This window comes from Pseudoxanthomonas sp. (genome assembly GCF_036845285.1).
GTDB lineage: Bacteria > Pseudomonadota > Gammaproteobacteria > Xanthomonadales > Xanthomonadaceae > Pseudoxanthomonas_A.
The window spans coordinates 431,420-448,091 of record NZ_DAIUEE010000001.1 but is presented as its reverse complement, the minus strand read 5'-3'; the positions used below and the strand labels follow the sequence as shown (position 1 = coordinate 448,091).

Sequence of the window (16,672 nt, the reverse complement as noted above, 5' to 3'; positions counted from 1 at the left end):
CATGAAGGCATGGCACCTGCCCGCGGCGTTCGCCGCCCTCGCGCTCGCCGGACAGGCCCACGCCGCCAGCGTGCGCTGCCACATCATCTACGGTGGCGAGGACTTCACCGTCGATGCGGCGCCGACGGCCGATCCGTACCGCGCGACCGGCACCAAGGTCGGGCGCTACTTCGAATTCAAGCCGGTCTACGTGGACCGCGCGGCGACCGGCCAGTCGGTCAAGGTGTACGTGTACGGCATGACCACCGGCCAACCGGTCCTGATCCACGCGGCGACGCATGCGCCGCCATTCTCCAACCGCCGCGAACGCCCGGGCTTCACCGGTTTCCACGCGGTCTACGAGCCCACCAAGAGCAGCGAACTGCAGTACTGGTGCGAACACCTGCCGTAAGGCAGGCGCAGGCATCGCTCAGGCGTCCAGCCCGATCGGGCAGCTCACGCCGGTGCCGCCCAGGCCGCAGTAGCCGTTCGGATTCTTCGCCAGGTATTGCTGGTGGTAGTCCTCGGCGTAATAGAACGGCGGCGCCGGATAGACGACTTCGGTGGTGATGGCACCGTAGCCGGCGGCCTTCAGCTGCTGCTGGTACGCCTGCAAGCTGGCCTCTGCCGCCGCCTGCTGCTCCGGCGTATGGCAGTGGATGCCGGAGCGGTACTGGGTGCCGACGTCGTTGCCCTGGCGCATGCCCTGGGTGGGATCGTGGCTTTCCCAGAACACCTGCAGCAAGCGTTCGAACGAGACCTGCGCCGGGTCATAGACCACGCGAACGACTTCGTTGTGGCCGGTCTGGCCGGAACAGACCTCCTCGTAGGTCGCGTTCGGCGTGCCGCCGCCGGCATAGCCGACCGACGTGCTGTACACGCCAGGCACGTTCCAGAACTTGCGCTCCGCGCCCCAGAAGCAGCCCAGGCCGAACTCGACCTGCTGCAGTCCATCGAATGCATCGCGCAGCGGATGTCCATTGACGAAATGCACGTTGTGCAGCGGCAGCGGCGTGCTGCGGCCGGGCAGCATGTCGTCGGCGCGCGGCATGCGCTGCTTGTAGGCTCCGATACCCAGCATGGCGAACCTCGTTGTCGTGGGGCGACCGATCAGGCGGGCAGGATGCCGACGCCTTCGTCGCCTTCCGAGATGGGGCCGTCGTCGCGCGATTCCAGTCCCAGCGCCTGCACCACCCGTTCCGCCTCGGGGAACGCCGTGTCCGGCACGCAGACGCGCAGCACGCCGAACAGCGGCAGTTCGCCCATGCCGCCCAGCAGCGACTCGCCGAACACGAAGGCCGGGATCTCGGCCTCCTCCAGTGCGTGCTTGACCAGATGGGCGTCGAACAGGTTGTCGGCCAGGTAGACCACGCGCATGGATTCGTCCTCCGCGCCCAGCCTACACCGCCGGCGCGGTTGTCCGGATGAACCAGCCTGGCCGCCGGACCGGCTAAACTTGCGGTTTCCCACGTTCCCGCGCCCTTCCGATGTCCGACGCTGCCTCCGCCCCCGACGCCCTTCCCGAAGGCACCGCCTCCGAAAAGCGCGACTTCATCCGCCAGATCGTCCGCGAGGACCTGGCTGCGGGCCGGCACGCGTCGGTGAAGACGCGCTTTCCGCCCGAGCCGAACGGCTACCTGCACATCGGCCACGCCAAGGCGATCTGCCTGGATTTCGGCATCGCCGGCGAGTTCGGCGGCGTCTGCAACCTGCGCCTGGACGACACCAACCCGGCCAGGGAAGACCCCGAGTACGTGCGCGCCATCCAGGACGACGTACGCTGGCTGGGCTTCGACTGGCACGACCTGCGCCATGCCTCGGACTACTTCGAGGTGCTGTACCTGGCCGGCGAGAAACTGATCCGCCAGGGCGACGCCTTCGTCTGCGACCTGAGCGCCGAGGAAGTGCGCGAATACCGCGGCACGCTGACCGAGCCGGGCCGCAACTCGCCCTATCGCGACCGCAGCGCGGAAGAGAACCTGGACCTGTTCCGGCGCATGCGCGCGGGCGAGTTCCCGGACGGCGCACGCACGCTGCGCGCCAAGATCGACATGGCAAGCGGCAACATCAACCTGCGCGATCCCGCGCTGTACCGCATCAAGCACGTCGAGCACCAGAACACCGGCAACGCCTGGCCGATCTACCCGATGTACGACTACGCGCATTCGCTGAGCGACGCGGTGGAAGGCATCACCCATTCGCTCTGCACGCTGGAATTCGAAGACCATCGCCCGCTGTACGACTGGTGCGTGGACAAGGTGGACCTGGCCGGTTCGCCGGAACTGATCGCGCCGCTGCTCGCCAAGGGCCTGCCGAAGGAAGCCAGCAAGCCGCGCCAGATCGAATTCTCGCGCCTGAACTTCAACTACCTGGTGATGAGCAAGCGCAAGTTGCTGGCGATGGTCAACGACAACCTGGTCGACGGCTGGGACGACCCGCGCATGCCGACGCTGCAGGGCATCCGCCGCCGCGGTTACACGCCGGCCGCGCTGCGCCTGATGGTGGACCGCGTGGGCATCAGCAAGCAGAACTCGCTGCTGGACATCTCGATCCTGGAAGGCGCACTGCGCGAGGACCTGGACGCCGCCGCGCCGCGCCGCATGGGCGTGATCGACCCGGTGAAGCTGGTGCTGGCCAACCTGCCCGAAGGCCACGAGGAAACGCTGACGTTTTCCAACCACCCGAAAGACGAAACCTTCGGCCAGCGCAGCGTGCCGTTCTCGCGCGAGCTGTGGATCGAGCGCGAGGACTTCGAGGAAGTGCCGCCGAAGGGCTTCAAGCGCCTGACGACGGGGGGCGAAGTGCGCCTGCGCGGCGCCGGCATCGTGCGTTGCGATGAAGTGATCAGGAACGACGCCAGCGAGATCGTCGAGCTGCGTGGCTGGCTGGACCCGGAATCGCGCCCCGGCATGGCCGGTGCCGAGCGCAAGATCAAGGGCACCATCCACTGGGTCAGCGCACAGCATGCGGTGGCCGCGGAGATCCGCCTGTACGACCGCCTGTTCACCGTACCGAACCCGGACGATGAGTCGGAAGGCAAGACCTACCGCGACTACCTGAATCCGGAATCGCGCCGCACGGTCACCGGTTACGTGGAGCCTGCGGCGGCCAGCGCGGCACCCGAGCAGTCGTTCCAGTTCGAACGTACCGGCTATTTCGTCGCCGACCGCTACGACCACACACCGGAGCGGCCGGTCTTCAACCGCAGCGTCACCCTGCGCGATACCTGGGCGACCAGGGCCTGATGCCAGCGCCTTTCACCGCGTCTTGAGGGATGGGAAGGCAGGCTGGCGAGCACCACCACCGAGGAAGGAGTCCGCCATGTCCCGCATCGCGCTGCGCCTGCTGCCTGCCCTGCTGTCCTGCCTGTTCCTGTTCGCACTGGCGGGTTGCGCGGCGCCAGCGGCCTCGGATGGCATCGCCAGCGAGCCGGCACCGGCACCCAAGCCGACCGGTGGGAACCTGCCGCCACGCGAGGCTGGCGCAGTCACTGTCGACTACGCCTGCAAGACCAGCGCCGACTGCGCGGTGAAGAACGTGGGCAACTGCTGTGGCGCGATGCCGGCCTGCGTCAACAAGAACAGTCCCACCGACCCGCAGGGCGTGCAGGCGCAATGCGCCGCCAGCGGTCGCATGAGCGTCTGCGGCTTCGCCGACGTGACCGCCTGCCAGTGCGTCAGTGGCCGCTGCGAATCCGATTCCTCCGTCGCCAGATTGCCTGCCCAGTAATGCTCTATCAGCAAATCCACCTGACCCTGCCCGCCTGGACCCACGACCTGCTCGATCCGGCGGCGACCTACGCCAGCGACGACGACAAGGTCGCGCTGGCCATCGACCTGTCGCGCCGCAACGTGGACGCCAACAGCGGCGGGCCATTCGGCGCCGTCGTGTTCGGCCCCGACCATCGCGTGATCGCCCTTGGCGTGAACCGCGTGATGCCGCATACCTGTTCGCTGGCGCATGCGGAGACCATGGCCTACATGCTGGCGCAGCAGCGCCTGCAGACGCCGCGCCTCAACGACGTGCTGGCGCCGGTGGTGCTGGCCACCTCGTCGCAGCCCTGTTGCCAGTGCTACGGCGCCACCATCTGGGCCGGCATCGACCGCCTGCTGATCGGCGCGCGCGCCGAGGACGTGATGGAACTGACGGAATTCGACGAAGGCCCGCTGCCTGCGGACTGGATCGGCGAACTCGAGAAGCGCGGCATCGACGTGGTCCGCGACCTGTGCCGCGACGACGCACGCGCCGTGCTGAAGCGCTACGGCGAACTGGGCGGCGACAGATACTGAGCCGCGCGCGGGAGAAGCCATCGCCCTGCGCTTCTCCTGTACCCTGTCCTGGCGGCAGGAGCCGCAGCCATCCGCTTCACGCGACCGCGCCATGTCATCGACGACCGGCCTGCTGGCCTATTGCCGCCAGGGATTCGAGCCCGAACTTGCTGCCGAGCTGACCGAGCGCGCCGCGCGTGCCGGGTTCGCCGGCTATGCGCGCGCGCAACGCAACGACGGCCACGTCGTCTTCGTCTGCGAGGACGCCAGGGCGCTGGACCGCGCACTGCCATGGCGCGACCTGATCTTCGCGCGGCAGAAGCTGCAATTGCTGGCCGAACTGCGCGGCATCGATCCCAAGGACCGCATCACGCCGATCCTCGCCGCGCTCGCGGGCAGCGGACGCTACGGCGACCTGTGGGTGGAACATCCGGATTCGGACAGCGCCAAACCGCTGGCCGGACTGGCGCGCAGCTTCGGCAATGCGCTGCGGCCCGCGCTGCGCAAGGCGGGACTCCTCAGCGAGAAGGACGACGCACGCCTGCCGCGCCTGCATGTGGTGTTCGTGCAGGGCGACCACCTGTTCCTGTGCGTCGCCGATGCGCGCGACAGCGCACCGTGGCCCCTCGGCATTCCACGCTTGAAGCTGCTGCCCGATGCACCGTCGCGGTCCGCATTGAAGCTGGAGGAAGCGTTCCTGTCGCTGCTGGACGGGCGCCAGCGCGAGGCGCTGCTGAAACCCGGCATGACCGCCGCCGACCTGGGCGCCGCGCCGGGCGGGTGGACGTGGGTGCTGACACGCCACCACCTGCGCGTCACCAGCGTCGACAACGGCCCGCTGCGCGAGCACGTGCTGGCCACCGGTCTGGTCGAGCACCTGCGTGCCGACGGCTTCCACTGGAAGCCCACGCAGCCGCTGGACTGGATGGTCTGCGACATGGTGGAGCAACCGCGGCGCGTGGCCGAACGCATGGCGCAGTGGTTCCGCGAAGGCTGGTGCCGGCACGCCGTGTTCAATCTCAAGCTGCCGATGAAGAAGCGCTGGGACGAAACCCGGCTGTGCCTGGACCTGTTCGCGGACCAGGCCGGCAAGTCGCTGGACGTGCGTGCGCGCCAGCTCTACCACGACCGCGAAGAGATCACCGTGTTCGCCACGCCCGGCTGATCCGGGCAGGCCACCCGCACGCCAACCGAGGGGAAACGGATGACGTCCCACCGCTTCATGCACGCCACCTTGCTTGTCCTTGCCAACTGCGTGACGGGTTGTACGCATGCGACGCTGGCCGCACGCACGGAGACGGAAACGCTGTATGTCGCTCGCGACGTCATCGGCGACGGTGTCTTCAGTGCCGGCATCGAGGGACCGGCGTTCGGACCCGACGGCGCACTGTATGCGGTGAGTTTCGGTCGCGACGGCACCATCGGACGGGTGACGTTCGATGCGGATGGCGGCGGACAGGCCGCCCTGTTCGCCACGCTGCCCGAGGGCAGCACCGGCAACGGCATCCGCTTCGGCGCCGACGGCACCATGTACATCGCCGACTACAGCGGCCACCACATCCTGCGCATCGCGCCGGGCGCCCGCGAAGCGACCGTGTTCGCACGCATGCCGCAGGCCAACCAGCCCAACGACATCGCGCTCGCGCCGAACGGTACGCTGTATGCCAGCGATCCCAAGTGGGCCGACAACACCGGCCAGTTGTGGCGCATCGACCGCGACGGCACGCCGCATCTGCTCGAAACCGGCATGGGTACCACCAATGGCGTGGAAGTCAGCCCGAATGGCAAGCGCCTCTACGTCAACGAGAGCGCGCAGCGCAACGTCTGGGTCTACGACATCCGCGCCGACGGCAGCGTGGCGAACAAGCGGTTGCTGATCGCCTTCGACGACCATGGCCTGGACGGCATGCGCACGGACGTGGAGGGCAACCTGTACATCGCGCGCTACGACACCGGCGTGGTTGCGGTGGTCTCGCCCGACGGCACACCGCTGCGCGAGGTGAAGCTCCAGGGGCGGAAGCCCACCAACGTCGCGTTCGGTGGTCCCGACGGCCGCACCGTCTACGTCACCCTGCAGGATCGGGGTGCGATCGAGGCGTTCCGCGTGGAAACGCCGGGGCGTGAAACCGGGCGATGACGCCGCTCACCTGCTTGCGAGCGCTCGCTCGATGGCGCGCTCGGCCAACGGCGCCATGACGGCGTAACCCGCCGGCGTGGGATGGACGCCATCCGCCGCCAGTCGCGCATCCAGCCCGCCGTCGGCGTTGGCCATCGCGCCGTAGTAGTCGAGGTACACCGCGCCGGCGTGCTTCGCTTCCGCTTCGATCCACTGGTTCAGCGCGCGGATCGGCGCCGCCGGGCGGTAGCCTGGCCGCCATGGATAGGCACTGGCCGGCAGCACCGAGGCGAGCACCACGCGGATGCCGTTGGCCTGCGCCAGTTGCACCATCGAACGCAGGTTGTCCTCGATCATGGCCTGCGTTGCCGGCCCGGTATTGCCGGCGATGTCGTTGGTGCCCGCCAGGATCACCACGACATCCGGCTTCAGCGCGATCACGTCCTGCCGGAAGCGCACCAGCATCTGCGCGGTGGTCTGCCCCGAGATGCCACGATTGACATAGGGCTTGCCCGGAAAGAACGTCGTTCCCTCCACGCGGCCCCAGCCATCGGTGATGGAGTCGCCATAGAACACGACGCGCCCGGGTTCGCGCACGGACAGTGCCACGTTCTCCTGCTGGTAGCGGGCCACGCCCGGCCAGTCCAGCAACCGGTGCTGGAGATTCTGGACGCGCGACGGCGTCAGCGATGCCGCGGGCGCCACATAGTCGGGTTCGACCGCCGGCACCTGCGCCTCCCTGCCGGAGGCAGCGGGAATCGCCAGCGCGAACAGCAGGAAGGACAACAGGATGGCCTGGCTCATGGTGCTTCTTTATGCCGGAGACGGTGCCTACCCTACGCGATCCGGTCCCGGCCGGCATGCGGTGCATCCCGGGCTGGCGACGGGTGCGAAGGCCGGATCGGTTAGTCTCAGCCCCTGCAATCCGGCCCGGACATACTGGTCCGACAGCAAAGGAGCGTCATGAATCCCCTGTCTCTCAAGGACCCCGCCGGCTTCGGCACCGAGTTCATGCGCCTGACCCTGCTGCAGGGCTTCCAGTCGCTGACCAAGCGCGACCTGGAGTTGCTGATCTTCGTACTGCTGGAGCGCGATGGCGTGATCGGCCGCGACGAATCCAACTTCAACGTCGCCGGCAAGCTGCGCGTCACCCCCGCGAAGATCAAGGCGTTGCGCCGCGACGGCTATGCGCGCTGGCGCGCGCTGGTGCCGGAGGAGCGCGACGCCGCCCTGCAACGCATCGTCGCCAGTGCGCTGACCGAAGCGAACCTGAAGTCGGGCGCCAAGCACGTCAGCGAACGCAGCCGCAAGGAAGGCTTCCTCGCCGTCCGCGTCGAGCATCCGGACGACCACCAGCAATTCGAACAGGCCATCCTCGATGTCGGCGCGCTGCCGGTCTACGAACGCAACCGCGAGGTCGTGGCCGTGCGTTTCGACACCTTACTCGCCATCGCCGAACGCTGGGGCTACCTGCAGCCCGATCCCGCCGCCGTCGCCGAAGCGTTGAGGAAGCTGACCCCCACGGCCGAGGAAGTCGCCGACCTGCTGAAGAAGGACGTCACCAAGCTGCGCTGGCAGGACGCGCGCAACGCACTCAACAGCCTCGGCGCCAAGGCCGTGGCGAGCACCGCCGAGGGTGGTTTGAAGGGGCTGCTGAAGATCGTGTTCCCCTTCATTCCCGGCTGACCACCGGCGACGCCGTCAGCGCGCGCGTTGCCCCGCCGCGTGCCGCCAGAAGAAATCCACCAGTGGCGGCAACTTGCCGGCAAGGCCCAGCAGCGGACCGCGCAGCAGGGTCAGATGCATCCCGTCGTTGGAGAACAGCCGGTTGATGCCGTCGAACGCGTAGGCGGCGGTCGTATTCTCGCTGCGACGCTGGCGCGCCCAGCGTTCGAGCCGATGCGGGGCGGCCCAGTCGACGCCACGGCCCCGTGCGGCACGGATGCCATCACGCAGCGCGGCCACGTCGCGCAGGCCCAGGTTGACGCCCTGCCCCGCCAGCGGATGGACCACATGCGCCGCGTCGCCGGCGACGATGACGCGGCCGGCGACATAGTCCTTCGCGAGTTGTCGACGGAGCGGAAACGCCACGCGCGGCGAAGCCGTTTCCACCTTGCCGAGCTGCCCGCCCATCGCCAGCGTCAGTTCGCGGCCGAAGGCAGCATCGTCCAGCGCCAGCACGCGCTGCGCCTCGTCGTCGGGCAACGTCCACACGATGGAGCTGAGTCCGTCCGCAAACGGCAGGAAGGCCAGCGGGCCGGTCGGCAGGAACCGCTGCCAGGCGGTGTCTTCGTGCGGCGTTCCGGTGCGCACGAAGGCGACCACGCCCCGCTGCGCATAATCGTGCGCCGCTACCTCCAGGCCGGCCAGGCGGCGCAGGGTGGAATCGGCACCATCGGCGGCGACCGCCAGCCGCGCATCGATGCGCATGCCGTCGTCCAGCCGCAGCGTCACGCCCGTATCGTCCTGCTCCATTGCCTCGACGCGTGCCGGGCAACGCACTTGCACGCCGGCCGCCGGCAGCGCGGCCCACACCCGGTCGACCAGCAGCGCGTTTTCGACGATCCATCCGAGTTGCGTGCGGCCCAGCGCGTCGGCATCGAAGCGCAACTCGTCGCCGCCCGCGGCATCCCAGACGCGCATGCCGCGATAGGGCTGCGCGCGCGCCTGGCGTACCGCGTTCCACACGCCCGCCTCCTCCAGCAGGGCCGCATTGTCGGGCGCGAAGGCGTACACCCGCAGGTCAGGTTGCGCCTGCGACCAGCGGGGCGGCTCGCGACCTTCGACCAGCACGACCTCCAGGCCTTCCCGCGCCAGCACCAGCGCACACGCGGCACCCACCACGCTGCCGCCAACGACGGCGACATCGATCTGTCCACGCCGCTTCATGTTCATGCGGCCTCCCCGCGGCAGAGCGCCGGTACATCGCCACGGAAACCCATCGCGCCGCCCACCAGGAACGACTGCAGCGAGGGCTGCGCGTCGACCGCCACCAGGCCCAGGCTGCGCAGCGGCTTCAGCAGCGGCGACGGATTGGCCGTCAACCGTGCCAGACCGTCGGAGAAGGCCAGCGTGCGCTCGCGATCTTCCTGGCGCCGCGCGGCGTAGGCGGCAAGGCTGTCGGCATCGCCGGGATCGTCGCGCCGCGCGATCTCTTCGGCCAGCGTCAGCGCATCGCGCAGCCCCAGGTTGAAGCCCTGCGCGCCGACCGGGTGGATCGTCTGCGCGGCATTGCCGAGTACGACCGCTCGCTCGGCGACCAATCGCTGCGCGACGACGCGGATGACCGGATACGCGCTGCGTTCGCCGCTGCCTGTGAGGCGTCCGATGCGCCAGCCGACCGCCTGCTGCAGCCGCGCCAGCCAGGCAGCGTCATCCAGCGCGGCGACGGCATCGGCCTCGTCGCGGGCCACGCCATGCACGACGCCCCAATGACGATCTCCGCGCGGCAACAGCGCGGTCGGCCCCGTGTCGCCGAAACGCTCGTACGCCGTGCCGTCCGGTGTTTGCGTGGCACGCACGCGGGCAACGAACAGGGTCTGGTCGTAATCGTGTTCGTCCACGCCGACGCCGAGTGCGTCGCGCACGGCGCTGCGGGTGCCGTCGGCGGCCACCACCAGTCGGGCGCGCAGCATGCGCTCGCCGTCGGCAGCGGCGATGCGCAGCACGCGATGTCCCGGCTCGTCCGGTGCGAAGCCGATGAAGCGCGCTGGCCGGTAACGCGTCAGCCGCGACAGGTCGTCCAGCCGCGCTTCCAGCGCCTCGCCGAAGTCGCGCGCCACCACGACCTGTCCAAACGCATCGCGGCCGTAGTCGCCGGCATCCAGCTTCACCCGCCCGAAATCGCCCTGGCGGCTGATGTGGATGCGCCGGATCGGCCCGGTGGCCGCGCGCAGTTGCTGCATCACGCCCAGCGCCTGCAGCGCGTTGACCGTCGCCGCGGCGAAGCTGAGGTTGCGCTGGTCGAACACCGCGGGCATCTGGCCGGCCGGACTCGCTTCCACCAGTCCGACGTCCAGGCCCTGACGGTCCAGGGCGATGGCCAGGCTGGCACCCACCAGTCCCCCGCCCACGATCACCACGTCATGCCGTTCTTTCATGCGGCCATGATAGCGTCCCGCCTCCGGCGCTCCGGTCCTGGGCATGCCGCGTGCAAGCTCCGGTAGAATGCGGGGCTGAGTCTCCGGAACCGTGCCGATGAACACCACTACCCAACGCGCCCTCGTGCTGATGCTGGTCGCCGCCCTGCTGGTGCTGACGCGCCTGCACCTGCCCACCACGTTCGGCCACATCGGCCCGTTGCCCGATGCCAGCTGGGCCGCCTTCTTCATCGGTGGTTTCTACCTGCGCAGCTGGTCGCGCTGGGCCTTCCCGCTGTTCATGGCCGCGGCCGTGGCGGTGGACTACCTGGTGATCAGTGGCCAGGGCATCAACTTCTGGACGCACTACTGCGTCTCGCCCGCCTACTGGTTCCTGCTGCCGGCCTACGGCGCGATGTGGGCCGGCGGCGCGCTGGTGCGCCGCTACCGGACCGCGAACCATGGCCGCACGCTGGCGCTGCTGGTGGGCAGCCTGGTGCTGTCGGCCACCGTCTGCCACCTGCTGAGCCAGGGCAGCTTCTACTGGCTAAGCCCGGTGGTCAGCGAGCCGACGCTGGCCGGCTGGTGGAAGAATTTCAGCGACTGGTACCTGCCGTACCTGCGCGTGGCCGCGATCTACGTGGGCGTGGCTGTCATCGTCCATGTGGTCGTCGAACAGGTCGTGCGCCTGGCCAAGCCGCACGGCCGCACCGCCGACTGATCGCGCGGCCAGGACGATGGGCAACCGCCTCTCGAAAATCTATACCCGTACCGGCGACGATGGCAGCACGGGGTTGGGCGACGGCACGCGCGTGGGCAAGGATTCGGCGCGCGTCACCGCGTACGGCACGGTGGACGAAGCGAATTCGTCCATCGGCGTGCTGCTCGCCGTGGCCAGCGTGCCGCAGGACATCCGCACCCTGCTGACGACCGTGCAGCACCAGCTGTTCGACCTGGGCGGCGAGCTGTGCATTCCCGGCCACGCGGCGATCACCGGCGACGATGTCGATGCGCTGGAACGGCAGCTGGACCATTACAACGACGACCTGCCGCCGCTGAAGGATTTCATCCTGCCGGCCGGCGGCGAAGCGGCCTCGCGCTGCCACCTGGCGCGCACCATCGTGCGCCGGGCCGAGCGCGAGACCGTCACCCTGGCCCGCCACGATGCGGTGCGTCCGGAAGCGATCCGCTACCTCAACCGCCTCTCCGACCTGCTGTTCGTGCTGGCCCGCGTGCTCGCCCGCGCCGACGGCCAGGGCGAGGTGCTGTGGAAGCACGAGCGGCGGCATTCGTAAGGCCGCGCGCCTCCCCCCAAGGTCGAGTGCCGGCGCGGCGGTACCGCGCATAGAATGGACCCGGACATCCACCGGGAGAGGCGCTTCCCGCCCGTACGGGGCAACGCCGGCATCGTGATCATCTACACCCACCCCGCCTGCCTGCTGCACGACCCGGGTCCCGAGCATCCCGAGCGGCCCGCGCGCCTGGAAGTCGTGCTCGAGGCCCTGCGGACGCACCACGCCGACGCCGACTGGCGGGAGGCGCCGATCGTCAAGCTGGGCGACCTGCGCCGCGTGCACGACGAGGCCCTGGTGCGCGAGGTGCTGGAGGCCGACGTGTCCGGCTACCGCATGCTCGACCCCGACACGGTGATGTGCCCCGCCTCGCGTGCGGCGGCATTGCGCGCGGCCGGTGCCGGCGTGGCGGCCGTGGACGCGATCATGAATGGCGAGGACCGGACGGCGTTCTGCGCCGTGCGCCCGCCGGGCCACCACGCGACCGGCACGGCCGCGATGGGCTTCTGCCTGTTCAACAATATCGCCGTCGCAGCGGCATATGCCTGCGACAAGCACGGGCTGGAGCGCGTGGCGGTGATCGACTTCGACGTCCACCACGGCAACGGCACCCAGGCCATCTTCTACAACGACCCGCGCGTGGCCTACTTCAGCACCCACGAATCCGGCATCTATCCCCATAGCGGCGCGCCCTACGAGCGTGGCGTCGGCAACGTGTTCAACGCCCTGCTGCCGCCGGGCAGCGGCGGCTTCCGCTTCCAGAACACCTGGGCCGACGAACTGCTGCCGGCGCTGGAGGACTTCAAGCCGCAACTGCTGCTGATCTCGGCCGGCTTCGACGCGCACATGCGCGACCCCCTGGCCGACCTGATGTTGGAGACCGAGGACTTCGGCTGGCTGACCCGGCAACTGCGCGACGTGGCGCGACGCCACGCCGGCGGCCGGGTCGTCTCGATGCTCGAAGGCGGGTACGACCTCGATGCCCTGCGCGACTGCACGAAGGTCCACGTGGACGAACTCCGCTGACCCCCGAAGGCCCACGGGCCAATCGCTGAACCCCGCCCGACATCGCCCGGAGGCCTTCATTGCCCGCATGCATGGGATGGGGCAAGCTAACGACCGTTTTTCGTCCGACAGCGAGCCCAGCACCGCGTGCGCACCGCCCTTCGCCTGCTCCCGTTGCCCTTCAGCATCGCCCTGTGCCTGCCAGCGCTGGCCGACGATGAGAAGCCCGAAAGCTGGGCGCTGTGCCCGATCCAGGACGTCATTCCGGCGTTCGGTGGCGCGCCGCAGCCGTCCGCTGCCGGCAGCGCCCAGGCCGCGCGCGAGCAGCGCGCCGAGCAGCCGACCTCCATCGAGGGCGACAGCCTGGGGGGCACGGAAACCAATCTCGACTACCAAGGCAACGTGTCGCTCATCAAGGGCGACCAGTTCCTGGGTGCCGACAGCCTGAAGTACGACCAGGAAAAAGACACCTACGTCGCCGACGGCCATATCCGCTACCAGGACACCGGCATCCGCCTCGTCGCCGACAGCGCCCGGGGCAACCAGGATGCCGACACGCACCAGATCGACAACGTGCGTTACCAGTTGGTGTCCCGCCGGGGCAATGGCGGCGCGGACCGCATCGACATGAAGGGGCCGGAAGGCAGCCTGCTCCACTCGACCTATTCCACCTGCGACCCCGAGGACCGCCGCTGGGACCTGCGTGCCCGCCGCATCGACATCAACACCGACGACGGCTGGGGCGTGGCGCGCGGCGCGACGATCCGCCTGGGCAAGGTGCCGGTGCTGTACGTGCCCTACCTGAAGTTTCCGATCGACGATCAGCGCCACACCGGCCTGCTGTATCCGGCGATCGGCCTGTCGGGCCGCAACGGCTTCGACTGGAAGCAGCCGATCTACCTGAATCTGGCGCCGAACTACGACGCCACGCTAGAACCGCGCTACATGAGCAAGCGCGGCTTCCAGCTGGGAGCCGAGTTCCGTTATCTCTACGAGAAGGGCCGCGGCGAAATCCAGGGCACCTGGATGTCCAAGGACGACCTGGTCCGCGATCGCATGAACGAGACGGACTACGACCGGTTCAATCCAAACAATCCGGATCCGGACGACGGGCGCGGTTTCCTTTCGTACGAAGGCTCCCACCGCTTCAACCGGAACTGGCAGGCGCGCGCAAGCCTGATCTGGCTGAGCGACGCGCGCTACCAGGAGGACTTCGGCAACTCGCTCTACGGACAGTCGTTCTCGTCCGTGACGAGCACCGCAGGCGTCTATGGCGCTGGCGAGTACTGGACCGCCGGCCTGATGGCCGACCATTGGCAGTTGTCGGACTACCTCAGTACAGAAGGTTCGCTGCCCTACAACCGCCTGCCGCGCATCTACCTCAACTGGAACCAGCCGTTGAGCCGCTGGATCAGCGTCGGCGGCCATACCGAAGCGGTGCGGTTCCAGCACGACGGGAAGGGGGGCGGAAGCCGCCTCGACATCAAGCCGACGGTGTCGTTCCCGATCCAGGGGGCGTCCTGGTACATCACGCCGACCCTGGCGTATCGCCACACCGAGTATCGACTGGACGCCGAACTGGCGGAGACGACCGCGATCGCCCGCGCGCGCCGCGCGTATGGCATTCCCGCGCCCCAAACAGTCACGCCGGCGCAGATCGCCGAGTTCTACGACCGCTCGCCCAGCCGCAGCCTGCCGATCGGCTCGCTGGACGCCGGCATGTATTTCGACCGCGAGACCGAGGTCAAGGGCGACCACTTCCTGCATACGCTCGAACCGCGGCTGTTCTACCTCAACGCCCCGTACCGCGAACAGGATGGGCTGCCGATCTTCGACACCCGCCCATTCAATTTCAGCTACGGCCAGCTGTTCCGGGACAACCGCTACACCGGCCCGGACCGGCAGACCGACGCCAACCAGCTGACGCTGGCGCTGACCACGCGCCTGCTGCGGCAGAAGGACGGCTTCGAACGGCTGTCGGCCAGCATCGGCCAGATCCGCTACTTCGACGACAGCCGTGTCGTGCTGCCGGGCGAAGTGCCGCTGGAGCAGGGCAAGTCGGCGTGGGTGGTGGATGCCAACTACGCGCCGACCGACCGCTGGACCATCGGTGCGTCCTACCAGTGGGACCCCAAGTTCCGCCGCGAAGACCTGGCCAGCGTGCGTGCGCGCTACCTGCTGCCGGACGACGGCGTGGTCAACATCACCTACCGCCGTCGTCGGGACCTGCTGGAACAGGCCGACTTCTCGTTCCTGTATCCGGTGACACCGGCATGGAGCGTGGTCGGTCGCTACTACCACTCGTTCTACCGCGATGCGGCCACCAACCAGGAGCCCGGCCTGCTGGAAGGCGTCGCCGGCGTCCAATGGGACAGCTGCTGCCTGGCGGTCCGCGCGCTGGTGCGCCGCTATGTCCGCAATCGCGAGGGTGAAATGAACACGGGCTTCCAGCTCGAGTTCGTGCTGAAGGGCCTGGGCTCCGCCGGCCAGGACACGGACCGCACCCTCCGCCGTGCTATTCTCGGTTACTACCGAGACGACCTCTATCTCGTCCCACCGAGCAATATCGCGCCGCGTCCGGACGACACCTCTTACGCTCCGGATCCGATGCCATGACCAAGCCGTTTTCCCGCCTCCTGATCGCCGGCCTGCTGACCCTGTCGACGGCCGTCGCGCCCGTCGTGGCGCAGACGCTGCAGCCGCTGGACCGCATCGCGGCCGTCGTCAACGAAGACGTCGTGCTGCAGAGCGAGCTGGACCGCGCCGTGCAGAACGTGCTCTCCCAGTACGCCAACCAGCCCGGCCAGTTGCCGCCGCGCGCCGTGCTCGAGCGCCAAGTGCTCGAGCGTCTGGTGCTGGTCAAGCTGCAGGTCGCGCGTGCCGCGGAGACCGGCGTTCGCGTCAACGACGCCGACCTCAACAATGCGGTCAACGCGGTGGCCCAGCAGAACGGCACGACGCCGGACGGCCTGCGCCAACGGCTGGAAGCCGACGGCATGTCGTTCCCGGAGTTCCGCAATTCGCTGCGCGACGAAATCACCATCCAGCGCCTCAAGCAGGGCTTTGCGCAGACCCGAGTGAACGTCAGCGAGGGTGAAGTGGACGCGGCCCTGGCGGCGCAGGCGGCCGGCGGCATGCAGTACCGCCTCGCACACATCCTGGTCGCCCTGCCCGATGGTGCCAATGCCGAGCAGATCAGCACCGGCCAGAGCAAGATCGATGGCGTCAAGGCACTCGTCGACAAGGGCGAACTGGATTTCTCCGCGGCGGCCGTGCGGTATTCCGACAGCCCCAACGCGCTGGAAGGCGGCGACCTGGGCTGGCGCAGCGTCGACGAGATCCCGACGGCGTTCGTCGAGATGCTGAAGGGCATGAGTCCCGGCCAGGTGGTCGGTCCGCTCCGTGGCCCCAGCGGCTTCCAGTTGCTCAAGCTGGTGGAAGCGCGCGATGCGGCGCAGGCCGAAAAGCGTTCCGTCGAGGAATACAGCGCGCGCCATATCCTGGTCCGCATCACCCCGACCCAGGACGCGGCAGCCGCCAAGGCCAAGATCGATACCCTGCGCGCCCGCATCGCCGGCGGCGCCGACTTCGTCGCCGTGGCGAAGGAATCCACCGAAGACGCGAACAGCCGCGACGATGGCGGCGACCTGGGCTGGTTCCCGGCCGACGCATTCGGCCCGGCGTTCGGCAAGGAAGTCACCGGCCTGCAGGATGGCCAGGTCAGCGCGCCGTTCCGCACCGACGCCGGCTGGCATATCGTCCAGCGCGTGGGTAGCCGCCAGACCGACGTGACGGACCAGAACCGCCGCGCCCAGATCCGCGACACCATCGGTCGCCGCAAGGCCGAAGACGAGTACAACCGCTACCTGCAGGAACTGCGCGGCGAAGCCTACGTGAACTTCCGTAGCGGCGACCGCGCCGAGACCACGCCGG

At 68.8% G+C, this 16,672-nt stretch carries 16 protein-coding genes and 1 pseudogene; 12 read left to right on the top strand and 5 right to left on the bottom strand.

Translation table 11 applies throughout. The annotated features are described in order from the left end of the window. Position 1 precedes the first annotated feature (1 nt). Entirely contained in the window at positions 2 to 391 is a 390-nt protein-coding gene (locus V7060_RS02070; RefSeq protein WP_334177592.1) for a hypothetical protein, read from the top strand. A gap of 18 nt (positions 392 to 409) precedes the next feature. Here V7060_RS02070 and msrA read toward each other — a convergent pair whose 3' ends face one another. Together msrA and V7060_RS02060 are read right to left on the bottom strand one after the other, a co-directional pair. Next, the gene (msrA, locus tag V7060_RS02065; protein WP_334177591.1) at positions 410 to 1,060 is read right to left on the bottom strand and encodes a peptide-methionine (S)-S-oxide reductase MsrA; all 651 of its coding nucleotides are present in this window, start codon (positions 1,058 to 1,060) and stop codon (positions 410 to 412) included. A gap of 29 nt (positions 1,061 to 1,089) precedes the next feature. Then, positions 1,090 to 1,356 (bottom strand): DUF2007 domain-containing protein, encoded by a 267-nt coding sequence (locus V7060_RS02060; protein ID WP_334177590.1) that lies wholly within the window; start codon positions 1,354 to 1,356, stop codon positions 1,090 to 1,092. A gap of 110 nt (positions 1,357 to 1,466) precedes the next feature. On the opposite strand from V7060_RS02060, the gene V7060_RS02055 reads away from it, so the two are divergent. The 5 genes from V7060_RS02055 to V7060_RS02035 all read left to right on the top strand — a co-directional run bounded on the left by V7060_RS02055 (position 1,467) and on the right by V7060_RS02035 (position 6,384). Next, complete coding sequence (locus V7060_RS02055) at positions 1,467 to 3,224, top strand: glutamine--tRNA ligase/YqeY domain fusion protein (RefSeq protein ID WP_334177589.1); 1,758 nt, start codon at positions 1,467 to 1,469, stop codon at positions 3,222 to 3,224. 76 nt (positions 3,225 to 3,300) lie between these two features. After that, positions 3,301 to 3,708 carry a hypothetical protein gene (locus V7060_RS02050; protein ID WP_334177588.1) on the top strand — a complete coding sequence of 136 codons (408 nt, stop codon included), beginning with the start codon at positions 3,301 to 3,303 and terminating at the stop codon, positions 3,706 to 3,708. Beyond that, positions 3,708 to 4,268, top strand: a complete 561-nt coding sequence (locus V7060_RS02045; protein WP_334177587.1) for a nucleoside deaminase — start codon at positions 3,708 to 3,710, stop codon at positions 4,266 to 4,268. Before V7060_RS02050 ends, V7060_RS02045 begins: the two co-directional genes overlap by 1 nt. A gap of 91 nt (positions 4,269 to 4,359) precedes the next feature. Next, positions 4,360 to 5,412, top strand: a complete 1,053-nt coding sequence (gene rlmM, locus V7060_RS02040; RefSeq protein ID WP_334177586.1) for a 23S rRNA (cytidine(2498)-2'-O)-methyltransferase RlmM — start codon at positions 4,360 to 4,362, stop codon at positions 5,410 to 5,412. 57 nt (positions 5,413 to 5,469) lie between these two features. Further along, the gene (locus V7060_RS02035) at positions 5,470 to 6,384 is read left to right on the top strand and encodes an SMP-30/gluconolactonase/LRE family protein (RefSeq protein WP_334177666.1); all 915 of its coding nucleotides are present in this window, start codon (positions 5,470 to 5,472) and stop codon (positions 6,382 to 6,384) included. A gap of 6 nt (positions 6,385 to 6,390) precedes the next feature. Here the strand turns inward: V7060_RS02035 and V7060_RS02030 are convergent, their stop codons facing one another. Beyond that, positions 6,391 to 7,167 carry an SGNH/GDSL hydrolase family protein gene (locus V7060_RS02030; protein WP_334177585.1) on the bottom strand — a complete coding sequence of 259 codons (777 nt, stop codon included), beginning with the start codon at positions 7,165 to 7,167 and terminating at the stop codon, positions 6,391 to 6,393. 159 nt (positions 7,168 to 7,326) lie between these two features. Here V7060_RS02030 and V7060_RS02025 point away from each other — a divergent pair, with 159 nt between their 5' ends. Next, complete coding sequence (locus tag V7060_RS02025) at positions 7,327 to 8,049, top strand: hypothetical protein (protein WP_334177584.1); 723 nt, start codon at positions 7,327 to 7,329, stop codon at positions 8,047 to 8,049. Positions 8,050 to 8,064: 15 nt separating this feature from the next. On the opposite strand, the gene V7060_RS02020 is transcribed toward V7060_RS02025, so the two are convergent. Next, positions 8,065 to 9,252 carry a UbiH/UbiF family hydroxylase gene (locus tag V7060_RS02020; RefSeq protein ID WP_334177665.1) on the bottom strand — a complete coding sequence of 396 codons (1,188 nt, stop codon included), beginning with the start codon at positions 9,250 to 9,252 and terminating at the stop codon, positions 8,065 to 8,067. A gap of 2 nt (positions 9,253 to 9,254) precedes the next feature. Then, positions 9,255 to 10,463, bottom strand: coding sequence for a 2-octaprenyl-6-methoxyphenyl hydroxylase (gene ubiH, locus V7060_RS02015; RefSeq protein ID WP_334177583.1), 1,209 nt, complete (start codon positions 10,461 to 10,463; stop codon positions 9,255 to 9,257). A 97-nt stretch (positions 10,464 to 10,560) separates the two neighbouring features. On the opposite strand from ubiH, the gene V7060_RS02010 reads away from it, so the two are divergent. The 5 genes and pseudogenes from V7060_RS02010 to V7060_RS01990 all read left to right on the top strand — a co-directional run. Then, positions 10,561 to 11,163: a hypothetical protein gene (locus tag V7060_RS02010; protein WP_334177582.1), complete on the top strand. Its 603-nt coding sequence runs from the start codon at positions 10,561 to 10,563 to the stop codon at positions 11,161 to 11,163. A 16-nt stretch (positions 11,164 to 11,179) separates the two neighbouring features. Then, the gene (locus V7060_RS02005; RefSeq protein WP_334177581.1) at positions 11,180 to 11,737 is read left to right on the top strand and encodes a cob(I)yrinic acid a,c-diamide adenosyltransferase; all 558 of its coding nucleotides are present in this window, start codon (positions 11,180 to 11,182) and stop codon (positions 11,735 to 11,737) included. 114 nt (positions 11,738 to 11,851) lie between these two features. After that, positions 11,852 to 12,760, top strand: coding sequence for a histone deacetylase family protein (locus V7060_RS02000; RefSeq protein WP_334177664.1), 909 nt, complete (start codon positions 11,852 to 11,854; stop codon positions 12,758 to 12,760). A 126-nt stretch (positions 12,761 to 12,886) separates the two neighbouring features. Next, the gene (lptD, locus tag V7060_RS01995; protein ID WP_334177580.1) at positions 12,887 to 15,355 is read left to right on the top strand and encodes an LPS-assembly protein LptD; all 2,469 of its coding nucleotides are present in this window, start codon (positions 12,887 to 12,889) and stop codon (positions 15,353 to 15,355) included. Next, positions 15,352 to 16,662: pseudogene (locus V7060_RS01990) on the top strand (peptidylprolyl isomerase); the annotation flags it as partial. The gene lptD and the pseudogene V7060_RS01990, both read left to right, overlap by 4 nt. Positions 16,663 to 16,672 lie beyond the last annotated feature (10 nt).